This window comes from Caldimonas taiwanensis NBRC 104434 (genome assembly GCF_001592165.1).
Taxonomy (GTDB): Bacteria; Pseudomonadota; Gammaproteobacteria; order Burkholderiales; family Burkholderiaceae_C; genus Caldimonas; species Caldimonas manganoxidans.
The window spans coordinates 243,274-255,528 of the sequence record NZ_BCWK01000004.1 but is presented as its reverse complement, the minus strand read 5'-3'; the positions used below and the strand labels follow the sequence as shown (position 1 = coordinate 255,528).

The window sequence follows — 12,255 nt, the reverse complement described above, 5'->3', positions numbered from 1 at the left end:
TCTCGGTGGGTCCTTGGCGGCGCTTGGCCGCCTTGACGCTCGATGCCCAGCGGTTCGTAGGCTCGGTGGGGCGGCCGATGGGATCGATGGCATCGGCCGCACGTCTTTGGATCCGCGCATCCCCCTCCTGACATTTCCCTTGATCTGGCGCCGGCAGCGCGGCTGCCAGGCCGCCGTTCGTTGGCCACACCACCGCACCCCGACGTCGCACCTGCGATCGAGTTGGCTGGTGTGCGATGCGGCACGACCCGTGCCGCGCCGGTGTGCTGCGGTGTTGGAGGGCTCGGCCCCCTTCGTCTGGGCGGAGTGTGGACCGTGGACGTGGTGCGGTGGGCTGGTTGCTGAAAATTTGTGCAGCCCAGCCAGAGGGCCGATGGATACGGGGCTGTCGCAAGGCATCCCCGGCGTTTTCACAGAGCTATCCACAGGATCTGTGGATCACCGTCGGCCTTGGAGGCAACGGCCAGGCGGATGTGATCTGGCCTGCCCGGAGGGACTCGAACCCCCGACCTGCTGCTTAGAAGGCAGCTGCTCTATCCAGTTGAGCTACGGGCAGATGCTTGGGATTCTACGTGGCGCGCAAGGTGCGTCAGTGGTCGTAAACGGTGTCGAGTGAGCGGAAGCCCTTGATCTCGATCGGGTTGCCGGAAGGGTCGCGAAAGAACATGGTCCATTGCTCGCCGGGTTCGCCTTCGAACCGCACTTGGGGTTCGAGCACGAATTCGACGCCGGCAGCGCGCAGGCGCTCGGCCAAGGCTTGCCAGTCGGGCAGCTCCAAGACCACGCCCAGGTGTGGCATGGGCACCAGATGCGAGCCGACACGGCCAGTGTTGGTGGTGGTAAAGGGCTTGCCCAGATGCAGCGAGATCTGGTGGCCGAAAAAGTCGAAATCGACCCAGGTGTCGGTGCTGCGGCCTTCCCGGCATCCCAGCACCCCGGCGTAAAAGCGCCGTGCGGCGTCGAGGTCGTGTACGTGGTAGGCAAGATGGAAGAGGCTGCGCATGGCCAGGAGGGTCAGGAGGGCAGGGGCGTCACGCAGGGACGGCTCTCGATGGATCAATGACGGCGGTATTGCTCGGCACCAAACAGCACTTCGCGGGCTTTGTCGTCGGTGATGGGCTTGCGCCGCTCGGCCAGCACTTCCACGCCGCGCTGCACGGCCGGTCGAGCGGCGATCTCGTCGAACCAGCCTTTCAGGTGGGGATAGTCGTTCCAGTCAATGCCTTGGTTTTTCCACGAACGCAGCCAAGGAAAAATGGCGATGTCGGCAATGCTGTACTCGGGCCCGCCGATGTAGCGGCTGTTGGCCAAGCGCTTGTCCATGACGGCGTACAGACGCCGGGCTTCGTTGGTGTAGCGTTCGATGGCGTAGTCGATTCTCTGCGGCGCATAGAGGCGGAAATGATGAGCCTGCCCCAGCATCGGACCCACCCCGCCCATTTGGAACATGAGCCACTGCAGGACTTCGTATTTGCCCCGCGTGTCGGCGGGCAGGAAGCGTCCGGTCTTGCCTGCCAGGTACAGCAGGATGGCGCCGGATTCGAACAGCGAGATGGGCCGCCCGTCGGGGCCGTCGGGGTCGATGATCGCCGGGATTTTGTTGTTGGGGCTGATGGCCAGGAATTCGGGCTTGAACTGATCGCCAGCGCCGATGTCGATGGGCACGACTTTGTAGGGCAGCCCACACTCTTCGAGCATGATGTGAACTTTGTGTCCGTTGGGCGTGGCCCAGGAATACACCTCGATCATGGACAGACCTCCGTCGGCGACATGGGTTGCTCGTGCAAGAGCTGCCAATCTAGCCGATCTGGGCATGTCGTGTGACGGCGTGCCCAGAAAAACGCCCGCACTCGGGCGGGCGTCACTGGCAGGGGCATGCTCAGAGGGGTCACGCCGCGTGCCGACCGAGCTCCCACTTGGCGATGGCGTTGCGATGGACCTCGTCCGGGCCATCGGCAAAGCGCAGCGTGCGGGCATGGGCATAGAAGTTGGCCAGCGGAAAGTCTTGGCACATGCCTGCCCCACCGTGCACCTGCATGGCCCAGTCGATGACCTTGCAGGCCATGCTGGGCGCGACGACCTTGATCATGGCGATTTCCAGCTTGGCGGTCTTGTTGCCAGCCACATCCATCATCCAGGCGGCTTTCATGGTCAGTAGCCGGGCTTGTTCGATCATGCACCGGGCCTCGGCGATGCGCTCCTGGGTGACGGTCTGTTGGGCGATCGTCTTGCCGAAGGCCACGCGCGTGGAGGCGCGCTTGCACATCAGTTCCAGCGCACGCTCGGCCAGGCCGATGAGGCGCATGCAGTGGTGAATGCGTCCAGGGCCCAGGCGTCCTTGTGCGATCTCGAAGCCTCGACCCTCGCCGAGCAGGATGTTGCTGGCAGGTACACGCACGTTTTCGAACAGCACCTCCATGTGGCCATGGGGAGCGTCGTCGTAACCCATCACATGCAAGGGCCTGAGCACCTTGATGCCCGGGGTGTCGGCCGGCACCAAGATCATCGACTGCTGGTTGTGCTTGGGGGCCGTCGGGTCGGTTTTGCCCATGAAGATGTAGAGCTTGCAACGCGGATCACCGGCGCCCGAGGTCCACCACTTGCGGCCATTGATGACGTATTCATCTCCTTGGCGCTCGATGCGCGATTCGATGTTGGTGGCGTCGGAGGAGGCGACCGCGGGTTCGGTCATGGCAAATGCGCTGCGAATCTTGCCCTCCAGCAGCGGTTCGAGCCATTGCTTCTTCTGCTCGGGCGTGCCGTAACGCACCAGGGTTTCCATGTTGCCGGTATCGGGGGCCGAGCAGTTGAAGACCTCGCTGGCCCAAGGCACGCGCCCCATGATTTCTGCCAGCGGCGCGTATTCCTGGTTGAGCAGGCCGGCGCCGTATTCGCTTTCCGGCAGGAACAGATTCCACAGACCGGCCGCACGTGCTTTGACTTTGAGTTCTTCGATGAGCTGCAGGGGCGTCCAGCGCTTGCCGGCAGCAGTGTTGGCAGCCAACTCCTCGTCGTAGCGAGCCTCGGCAGGGTAGATGTGTTCATCCATGAAGGCCAGCAGCTTCTCGCGCAGGGCCTGGGTTTTGGGGGTGTATGCGAAGTCCATGGTGTCTCCGTCGGTGGATGTCGATGCTCAGCCGCGCATGGCGAAGCGCCAGCCCATTTCGGCCAAGGGGCGAGCGCCCGCGGCGGCCTGCCGGGCTTGCGCGCTCGAAGCCGTGCCATCGACCACCCGCTTGGCGATGCCTTGCAGGATGGCGGCGATGCGGAACAGGTTGTAGGCCAGGTAGAAGTTCCAGTCGGCCATCACGGCGTCGGGGTCGGTGCGGCCGGTACGCTCGCAGTAGCGGCGCACGTAGTCTTTTTCGCTGGGCAGGCCCAAGGCCGCCAGATCCAGGCCGCCGATGCCTCGAAACGCCCCCGGCGGGATGTGCCAGGACATGCAGTGGTAACTGAAATCGGCCAGCGGATGGCCGATGGTGGACAGCTCCCAGTCCAGCACGGCCAGCACGCGGGGCTCGCTGGGATGGAAGATGAGGTTGTCCAGGCGGTAGTCGCCGTGCACGATCGACATCTGGGCGTCGTCGCGGGCGCTGTGCGGGATATGGGCCGGCAGCCATTCGATGAGCCGGTCCATCGCCTCGATCGGCTCGGTGATGGAGGCTTGATATTGCTTGGTCCAGCGAGCGATCTGACGCTCGAAGTAGTTGCCGGGCTTGCCGTAATCGGCCAAGCCGAGCCGTTGAAAGTCCACGCAGTGCAGCGCGGCGATCACGCGGTTCATCTCATCGTAGATGGCCCCCCGTTCGGCAGCGGACAGCGCCGGCAGCGATTGGTCCCAGAAGACACGGCCTTCCACGTACTCCATGATGTAGAAGGCCCGGCCGATGACGGATTCATCGTCGCACAGCACGTGCATGCGTGCCACGGGCACGTCGGTGCCATACAAGGCGCGCATCACGGTGAACTCGCGTTCGATCGCATGGGCCGAGGGCAGCAATTTGGCCACCGGCCCCGGTTTGGCGCGCATGACATAGTGGCGCGTGGGCGTGGTGAGTTTGTAGGTGGGGTTCGACTGCCCCCCCTTGAACTGCTCGACGCTCAGGGGGCCGGAAAAGTCTGGCAGATGGGCGCGGAGGTAGGCTTCGAGGGCAGCGACGTCGAAACGATGCTGCTCGGCCACGGGTCGGGTTCCGGTGTTGGCTTCCATCAGGCGTTCCTGTCGAGGTCCGATTCGAGCCGGCCGCCAGATGGGGCTCGGCCGGCTGCTAGCGTTCGGCGATGGCCATCAGCTTTTCGCGCGACAGCACGATCAATCGCGTGGGCTCGATGCGAACGGCGCCCTCGCGTTCCAGGGCTTTGAGCTCTTGGTTGACCCGTTGCCGCGAGGCACCAAGCAGTTGGGCCAGATCCTCTTGGGCGAGCTGCAAGCCGATGCGAATCTCGTGCTCGCCCTGGGGGACGCCATAGGTGCGCACCAGCAGCAGGAGCTGCTTGGCCAGACGCGCGGCCAGCGGCAGGGTGTTGAGGTCTTCGACGATATTGAACATCAGGCGCAGGCGCCGACAGTTCAGTCGCAGCAAGGCGTCGTACAACTCCACATGCTGCGACAGCAGTTCCTTGAAGTCGGGCTTGCGCACCACGAGCAAGGTCGTGTCGCCATGCGCGTGGGCATCGTGCGTGCGTGGCAGTCCATCGAAGAGCGCGATGTCGCCGAACCATACACCGGGCTCCACATAGGTGAGGGTGACCTGCTTGCCCGACAGCGATACCGAACTCACGCGCACCGCTCCCTTGGCCACGCCAATCCATTCGCTGGCCGGTTCGCCGCGTGAGGACAGCAAGGTCCCATCGCTCAAGCGGCGCACCGAGGCGCGGGACAAGATGGCCTGGCGCAGAGCGGGAGAAAGCTTGGAGAACCAAGGGCCGGACTCGATGGTGTTGCGTTCGGCGATTGTAAGAATGGGGCTGTGCATGTTTTGTCGCTGACGTGACAGAACGGCGGTCGATGCTGCCCCTATTGTCCATGCACCGATGCCCGAGGAGACAAACCATGGTTGAAAGCCCCATGAAGACCCCATCGATCGACGACCTGCCCTCGCTCAGGGATCGCGTGAGTGAAGCCGAGTGGCGCACCCGCGTGGACCTGGCTGCGGCCTACCGCCTGGTGGCCCTGTTCGGCTGGGACGATCTCGTCTTTACTCATATCACGGCGCGCGTGCCGGGAGCCGACGATCAGTTCCTGATCAACCCTTATGGCTTGCTGTTCGAGGAGATCACGGCATCCAGCCTGGTGCGGGTCGATCTGTCTGGTCGCAAACTCGATGACACGCCGTTCGAGATCAACCCGGCAGGTTTCACCATCCACAGTGCCATTCACGCGGCCCGCCATGACGCGCATTGTGTGCTGCATACCCATTCCCTCAACGGGATTGCCGTCTCCGCTCAGAAGCAGGGGATATTGCCGCTGTCGCAACAGTCGATCTTCGTGCTCGGCAGTTTGGGCTATCACGACTACGAGGGCGTGGCCTTGCGCGAGGAGGAAAAGCCGAGGCTCGTGCGGGACCTGGGCGACAACACCTATTTGATGCTGCGCAACCACGGCCTCTTGACGGTCGGGCCGACGGTGGCCGACGCGTTCTTGGCGATGTACCTGTTCGAGACGGTGTGCACGATCCAGGTTCGTGCACTGGCCGGTGGGGGCGAATTGGTGACGGTCGATCCGCAGATCATTCGCACGTCGGCGCAGCAAGCGCGGCAAGTCACGCGGGGGCAGGGCGCCGGGGCGCTGGCTTGGCCCGGCTTGTTGCGGCGGCTGGATCGGCGCAACCCCGGTTATGCGCGCTGAGCGTCGGCGTCCAGACGCAGGTACTGAGCAAGCAGCTTTTCCATCGTGGTCAGTCGCTCGTCTGCGTGCAGCCAGCGCGTGGGGGCCAAATTGATGGCGCGCACGACCAGGTCGTCTTCCCCCACGTCCAGGATATTGATGCAGGCCGGGGCTTGCTCCAGGCGGCCCAGAAAGCAGCGTCGCCCCGCCAGGGCATACGACAGCAGCCCGCGGTTGACGGCACCGTGCAAGACCAACAGAGCTTGGTCCCAGCTTGGGTCGTCCAGGATGGCCTGGAAGGCGGGCAGGATGCGGTCGAGCATTTCGCCGACCGACTCGCCACCGAGAAAGCGTGCGGACTCGTCGGTCACGCCTTGAAAGGCGCCCAGGAAGGCGTCGCGCACGCGCTCGCGCGGGATGTCGGCCAAGCGGCCTGGGCGGATCTCTTGCAACGCCTCGTCGATGGCGATGGGCAGCTGCTGTCCGCCTGCTCGCAGGACACGCTCGGCCGTCTCCACGGTGCGCGGCAACCCGCTGGCCCAGACGCGATCGAAGCGCACGCCGGTTTGGCCAAACAGCGTGCCGGCCGCATCGGCCTGCATACGGCCTGCGGCATTGAGCGCCACGGTGTCTGGCGGCACCGGGGTGCCGTCGGGCAGGAAGTAGTCGACCGACCCATGGCGCATGAGATACAGGCGCCTGCGGCGGGGCAGGCGCGACGTCATGGCCGGCTCCAGACCGTCCATGCGCACGGCTCAGCCGAAGCGCGCAGGGCGCTTGTCGAAGAAGGCGGCAATGCCCTCTCGGGCGTTGGGGTGCAGCAGGTTGTCGACAAAGTTGTCCCGTTCGGCGTCGAGTTGCTGGGGCAGGGTGCGTGAGGGCCAGAGGTTCAGCAGTTCCTTGCTGCTGGCCAGTGCATTGGGCGCCATCTCGGCCAGGCGTCCTGCCAGGGCCAGAGCTTCGGACAATGCGCGGCCCTTGTCTGTCACCCGGTTGACAAGGCCCAGGCCATGCAGGCGTTCGGCCGTCACCGGCTCACACAGCCACAGCAGCTCGGTGACCATGGGCCGCGGCAGCATTTGCATCAAGTGCCAGGTTGCTCCGCCGTCCGGCGAGAGGCCGATGCGGTTGTAGGCCAAGGTGAAGCGGGCCTCGCGTGAGGCGACGATCAGGTCGCAGGCCAAGGCCAGGGAGCATCCGCCGCCGGCGGCCACGCCTTCGACGGCGGCGATCACCGGTTTGGGAAACGTGCGGATCGCCTCGATCCAGCGATGAAACCGTTCGAGTCGCGCGGTCTGAACCTCGGGGCCGAGCTGGGCATTGCGCTGCAACTGTTGCAGATTGCCCCCGGCGCAGAACGTCCCGGCTGCACCGGTGATCACGACGTTACGCACCTCGTCGGACGACTCGGCCACGTTCAGAGCCTCGACGCCAGCGGCGGTGATTTCCTCCGACAGCGCATTGCGTGTCTGCGGGTCGCTGAGGGTGAGCACCAAGGTGCGGTCGATGCGTTCGGTGAGAAGTTCGCTGGCCATGGGCGGTCTCGCACTGCGTCTGTAGATCGGTGGGATTCATTGTGCACGAGCCTGTCATGCAGCGTCTGGGCGGCTTGCGGGCCCAGGCAAGCCGTTGGAGAGCGATCCACGTCAGGCCAACCACGGCAAGCACCGGTGGGCAGCGGCGCACGGCCAATGTCGATGGCCATGGCCGGCATGCTAGAGTTTGTGCACTTGCGTGATGACCGCCGCATGCACGATCGCTCCATCCGTCACCGACGCCCCTTTTGGTATGCCTGGTGCTTGGCCCTGCTGGCCACGCACGGCGGTGTTCACGCCCTGGGCTTCGGGCAAGCCAGCCACCAGGTGGTGCTGGGGCAAGCGCTCGATTTCACGGCCGAGGTGCGTATCGAACCCGAGGAGGTGGCCGAAGCCGATTGTCTGCGCGCCGAGGTGTCGTTTGGGGAGGTGCGTCTGGGTGGCAGCCAGGTGCGCACGCAATGGGACTCGGCAAAGGATGCAGTCGGCTCGCCTTCGCGCCGCATCGTGCGAGTGAGCACGCAATCGCCGGTCAGCGAGCCCATCGTCACCGTGGACATCACGGTGGGCTGTAAGACCAGGTTGTCTCGGCAGTTCGTGGTTTTCGCCGATCCTCCGGCCGTGCAGTCCTCACCCCAGGCCGCTGCGGCACCGGCGGTCACTCGCCCATCGACGGGGCCGGCGACGGCAGCGCCGCCGGCGGCCGCCGCGCCGTCTTCGGTCGGCAGGATGTCGGCGCAGTCTTCCGCTGCGGCCGATGCCAGACCGCAAGGGCGCAGGTCTCGCGATCGGGCAGACGCGCGCGGAGCCTCGCGCTCCCGAAGTGCGCCTGCGGTGACCGCGCCAGCCCCGCGGTCGGCCGCGCGGTCGGCTCCAGCGCGGGGCGCTGCGGTCGAACAGCCGCGACTCAGGCTGGACCCGATCGATGCCGAGCTGTTCAGCACGCCCAAGTTGCAGCTGTCGACCGTCTTGGGTCAGGCCGATGCGGTCCGCGACGAAGACCGGCAAGCCGCCGCTGCATTGTGGCGGGCGCTGAGCACCACGCCGGAGCAGGCTGCGCAGGAAGCGCAGCGGCTGCGCCAGCTGGAGCAGAGTCTGGAGGCCTTGCGCCAGGAATCTGCGGCCACACGGCAGGCGCTGGAGGGCTTGCAAGCCAGCCTGCGGCAAGCGCAGGCCGAGCGGTATGCCAACCCTCTGGTGTATGCCTTGCTGGTGTTGTGCGTGGCGCTGGCCGCAGGGATGGTGTGGATGGCGCGACGACGCAGCCCAGCTCCTGGCGCTTGGTGGCGCCCTTCGGCCTTGGGCAGCCTGCAGGCCGATCCGGGGGGCGGTGCGTCGGTTGGTGCAGCGCTCGGTGAGCCGTCCAGCCGCGCGACGGCGGCCGTCGGGGAGGCGCCTCCTGGGGCCACACCGTCGCAGGCGATCACGAGCCCGCCCTTGGTGGTTGCCGAGCCGTCGGGGCCTGCGTCGCCACAGGCGGTCGTGCGTGAGCCGGCGGCCGCGGCGGTGGCGACGGCACCGGTGCCGCCGTCCGTGCATGGGGATGCCGACCCAGGGAAAGTGGCGGTGGAAGAACTCATCGACCTGGAGCAGCAGGCCGAGTTTTTCATCGTCCTTGGCCAGGACGAGTCGGCCATCGAGTTGCTGCGCGGCCACCTGCGCGAGCACCGCGATCCCAGTCCCATGCCTTACATGAAGCTGCTGGAAATCTACAAGCGTCGCGGTGAGCGCCAGGCCTATGACGAGGTTCGCGAGGAGTTCAACCGACGGTTCAATGCCTACGCCCCTGCTTGGGAGGAGGGCTTGGGGGCGGGGCGCTCGCTGGAAGAGTACCCGACGGTGATCGACCGGCTGCAAGCCCTGTGGGAAACGCCGGTCAGGGCGATCGAGGTTTTGCAGGCCTCCTTGCTTCGAGGCGACGCGGGTTCGAAAGGCTTCGATTTGCCGGCGTACCGCGAGTTGTTGATGCTCTACGGCATCGCACGCGAGCGTGTGCAACTCGAGTCCACCGGAGAGCTCGTGGACGTGCTGCTGCCTCTGGATGAGCCGCAAGAGCCCTACGGGAGCCGATTGGAGCCCAGCGCCAACGGACACACGGGGGGCCGCTCACCTGCCCAGGCCGCGCAGGAGGCGGCCGTCGACCTGCATCTGGACCTTGCAGAGGCGGCGGCGCCAGCGAGCGCAGACAGGGGCCAGGAGACGGACGCCCCGGCCGATTCACGGCTCATCGAGTTCGAGCCCATCGACGTTCCAGCGCCCGATCCTGAGGACCGGGGGCGTTCCGGCTGAGCCGCGCGGCAGGCGCCGCGGCTCTTTGGTGTTCACAGCTTGGCCAGCCGCTCCAGGGCTTGTTGCAGCGTGTCGTCGCGCTTGGCAAAGCAAAAGCGTGCGAGCTTGCGGTCCGTGCCATCATGGTAGAACACCGACAGCGGGATCGCCGCCACGCCCACCTCGGTGGTGAGCCAGCGACAAAAGGCGGGCTCCGCGAGGTCACTGACGGCGCTGTAGTCCACGCATTGGAAATAGCTGCCCTCGGAGGGCAACAACCGCAGGCGGGTTCCAGCCAGCCCATCGCGGAACAGATCGCGCTTGCGCTGGTAGAACGCGGGCAGTTCGAGGTAGGGGGCGGGGTCGGCCATGTAGGCGGCCAGCGCGTGCTGCATCGGGGTGTTCACGGTGAACACGTTGAACTGATGCACTTTGCGGAACTCGGCCATCAAAGGCGCTGGGGCGACCACGTAACCCACCTTCCAGCCGGTCACATGGTAGGTCTTGCCGAAGCTGGAGACGATGAAGCTGCGCTCGGCCAGGCCCGGGTGGCGCGCGACGCTTTCGTGTTGCCGCCCGTCGAACACCATGTGCTCGTAAACCTCGTCGCTGATGACCACGATCGGGGTTGGGCGCAGCAGCTCGGCCAGCGCCTGCATGTCCTCGGCCGCCCAGACCGTGGCGCTGGGATTGTGGGGGGTGTTGAGGATGAGCGCGCGTGTGCGTGGCGTGATGGCTGCGGCGATGCGCTCGATGTCGGGTCGGAAATCGCCGACCTGCCCGCAGCGACCCAAGGGGACGAAGACGGCTTTGCCGCCGGCCAGCTCGATGTTGGGCTCGTAGCTGTCATAACAGGGTTCGAGCACGATCACTTCGTCGCCCGGATGTACCACGGCCAGGATGGCCGTCAGGATGGCCTGCGTGGCGCCGGCCGTCACGGTGATTTCGCTGCCCGGATCGTACGTGCGACCGTAGAGGGTCTGGATCTTGGTGGCGATGGCCTCGCGCAGCGCAGGCACCCCAGCCATCGGCGGATACTGGTTGTGGCCGGCACGCATGGCGGCATTGACCGCATCGAGCAGCCGTGGGTCGCAATCAAAATCGGGGAAACCTTGGCCGAGATTGACGGCACCATGCTCCTGAGCGAGGGCCGACATCACGGTGAAAATGGTGGTGCCGACTTTGGGCAGCCGACTCGTGAGTTGGGCAATGGCGTTCATGGGCGGGTTCAAAGCTCGTACGAACTGGACTCGCCGCCCATGGCCCGCATGATGAGGTTGCGGTTCAGGCGCTCGGAGATCAGCTCGGCAAAGGCATAGACGAAGTTGCGCAGGTAGGCCCCGCGCTTGAAGGCGATACGGGCGAGGTTGTGTCCAAAGAGATGGCCTGCTGGGCGCCACACCAAATCGCCCCCCGGGCTGTTGAACGTCGGGTCGTCACGCACGGCCATCTCGGCCACGATACCCACGCCCAGTCCCAGGCGGACGTAGGTTTTGATCACGTCGGAGTCGATCGCTTCCAGCACGATATTGGGCTTGAGCCGGCGCTGCGCGAAGGCCTGGTCGATCTTGGTGCGTCCGGTGAAGGATGGGTGATAGGAAATCAGCGGCTCGCTGGCCAAGTCGTCGAGCGACAGCCGCTGCGAAGCGGCCAGCCGGTGCTGCGATGGCAATACCACCACGTGCGTCCATTCATAGCAGGGCAGGGTCACCAGATCCTCGAAGTTGGCCAACGATTCGGTGGCCAGCCCCACTTCGGCGGTTTCCTCGAGCAGCATCTGTGCCACCTGTTCCGGCGTGCCTTGGTGCAAGCTGACGCTGACCTTGGGAAAGCGTTTGCGCAACTGGGCCACCGGCGTGGGCAGGACGTAGCGCGCCTGGGTGTGGGTGGTGGCAATCGACAGGGTCCCGGCGTCTTGCTTGGAGAACTCCTCACCGATGCGCTTGAGGTTGCCGACCTCGCGCATGATGATCTCGATGGATTTCAGCACGGCCTGCCCCGGCTCGGTGATGCGTTTCAGACGCTTGCCGTGCCGGGCAAAAATGTCCACACCGAGCTCCTCCTCCAGTTCGAGAATGGCCTTGGACACGCCGGGTTGGGAGGTGTAAAGCGCCTTGGCGGTCTCGGTGAGATTGAGATTGCGCCGAACGGCTTCCTGGACGAAGCGGAACTGGTGCAAGTTCATATTTCGAGACCGTATTTGGGAAGCTCGAATTATGACATTGAAGAATGAAGCTCGCCGAGCTCAGGGCTCGGAGGATTCGGCTGCCACGCGAGCCATCGTCTCGACCATGGCCGGGTGCTCACCGATGGCCGGCGCAAGGACCCATCGCACGTCTGGATGGCGCTGGCGCAATTGCTCGATGAGCTGCGGCAGGTCTTTGCGGACATGGCCTCCCGTGCCAAGGAACAGCGGCACCACGCGCACCGCGGTGCATCCCTGGGCTGCCAGCGCCTGACCGGCTTGAAGCAGGTCGGGGCTCATGAACTCGAGGTAAGCCAAGGCCACGGCGGCTTGCGGCTGCAGCTCGGCCAAGCGCGCACGCACGGCCTCGAACGGGCGAGCCCAAGCCGGGTCGCGTGCGCCATGAGCCAGTAACACAATGCCGGGCCGGGTCATGGTCG

Annotated in this window: 12 protein-coding genes and 1 tRNA gene; 2 read left to right on the top strand and 11 right to left on the bottom strand. The window is 65.5% G+C overall.

All coding sequences use genetic code 11. The features are described from left to right. Positions 1 to 479: 479 nt before the first annotated feature. From CTA01S_RS05690 to CTA01S_RS05665, 6 genes are all read right to left on the bottom strand, one after another. A tRNA-Arg gene (locus CTA01S_RS05690) sits at positions 480 to 556 on the bottom strand. Positions 557 to 589: 33 nt separating this feature from the next. Beyond that, positions 590 to 1,003, bottom strand: coding sequence for a VOC family protein (locus CTA01S_RS05685; protein ID WP_019559411.1), 414 nt, complete (start codon positions 1,001 to 1,003; stop codon positions 590 to 592). Positions 1,004 to 1,056: 53 nt separating this feature from the next. Beyond that, entirely contained in the window at positions 1,057 to 1,749 is a 693-nt protein-coding gene (locus tag CTA01S_RS05680) for a glutathione S-transferase N-terminal domain-containing protein (RefSeq protein ID WP_019559412.1), read from the bottom strand. 139 nt (positions 1,750 to 1,888) lie between these two features. Then, positions 1,889 to 3,106 (bottom strand): acyl-CoA dehydrogenase family protein, encoded by a 1,218-nt coding sequence (locus CTA01S_RS05675; protein ID WP_019559413.1) that lies wholly within the window; start codon positions 3,104 to 3,106, stop codon positions 1,889 to 1,891. 27 nt (positions 3,107 to 3,133) lie between these two features. Then, complete coding sequence (locus CTA01S_RS05670; protein WP_019559414.1) at positions 3,134 to 4,210, bottom strand: phosphotransferase family protein; 1,077 nt, start codon at positions 4,208 to 4,210, stop codon at positions 3,134 to 3,136. Positions 4,211 to 4,268: 58 nt separating this feature from the next. Beyond that, positions 4,269 to 4,976 (bottom strand): Crp/Fnr family transcriptional regulator, encoded by a 708-nt coding sequence (locus CTA01S_RS05665; protein ID WP_019559415.1) that lies wholly within the window; start codon positions 4,974 to 4,976, stop codon positions 4,269 to 4,271. A gap of 92 nt (positions 4,977 to 5,068) precedes the next feature. Between CTA01S_RS05665 and CTA01S_RS05660 the strand changes: the two genes are divergently transcribed. Next, positions 5,069 to 5,848, top strand: coding sequence for a class II aldolase/adducin family protein (locus CTA01S_RS05660; protein ID WP_062193072.1), 780 nt, complete (start codon positions 5,069 to 5,071; stop codon positions 5,846 to 5,848). Here CTA01S_RS05660 and CTA01S_RS05655 read toward each other — a convergent pair. After that, a complete protein-coding gene (locus tag CTA01S_RS05655; RefSeq protein ID WP_026329933.1) occupies positions 5,836 to 6,552 on the bottom strand; it encodes a histidine phosphatase family protein in 717 nt (238 codons plus the stop codon). The two genes, CTA01S_RS05660 and CTA01S_RS05655, sit on opposite strands and share 13 nt — an antisense overlap. Positions 6,553 to 6,582: 30 nt before the next feature. After that, positions 6,583 to 7,362, bottom strand: coding sequence for an oxepin-CoA hydrolase, alternative type (locus CTA01S_RS05650; RefSeq protein WP_019559418.1), 780 nt, complete (start codon positions 7,360 to 7,362; stop codon positions 6,583 to 6,585). A gap of 213 nt (positions 7,363 to 7,575) precedes the next feature. Here CTA01S_RS05650 and CTA01S_RS05645 point away from each other — a divergent pair, with 213 nt between their 5' ends. Further along, complete coding sequence (locus CTA01S_RS05645; RefSeq protein ID WP_156824504.1) at positions 7,576 to 9,651, top strand: type IV pilus assembly protein FimV; 2,076 nt, start codon at positions 7,576 to 7,578, stop codon at positions 9,649 to 9,651. Between the two features lie 32 nt (positions 9,652 to 9,683). On the opposite strand, the gene CTA01S_RS05640 is transcribed toward CTA01S_RS05645, so the two are convergent. From CTA01S_RS05640 to CTA01S_RS05630, 3 genes are read right to left on the bottom strand one after another with little or no spacing between them, the layout of a single operon-like run. Continuing rightward, positions 9,684 to 10,850 (bottom strand): pyridoxal phosphate-dependent aminotransferase, encoded by a 1,167-nt coding sequence (locus CTA01S_RS05640; protein WP_019559420.1) that lies wholly within the window; start codon positions 10,848 to 10,850, stop codon positions 9,684 to 9,686. 8 nt (positions 10,851 to 10,858) lie between these two features. After that, a complete protein-coding gene (locus tag CTA01S_RS05635) occupies positions 10,859 to 11,815 on the bottom strand; it encodes a CysB family HTH-type transcriptional regulator (RefSeq protein WP_019559421.1) in 957 nt (318 codons plus the stop codon). Between the two features lie 60 nt (positions 11,816 to 11,875). Then, positions 11,876 to 12,250 carry a sirohydrochlorin chelatase gene (locus CTA01S_RS05630; RefSeq protein WP_062193066.1) on the bottom strand — a complete coding sequence of 125 codons (375 nt, stop codon included), beginning with the start codon at positions 12,248 to 12,250 and terminating at the stop codon, positions 11,876 to 11,878. Positions 12,251 to 12,255: the final 5 nt, after the last annotated feature.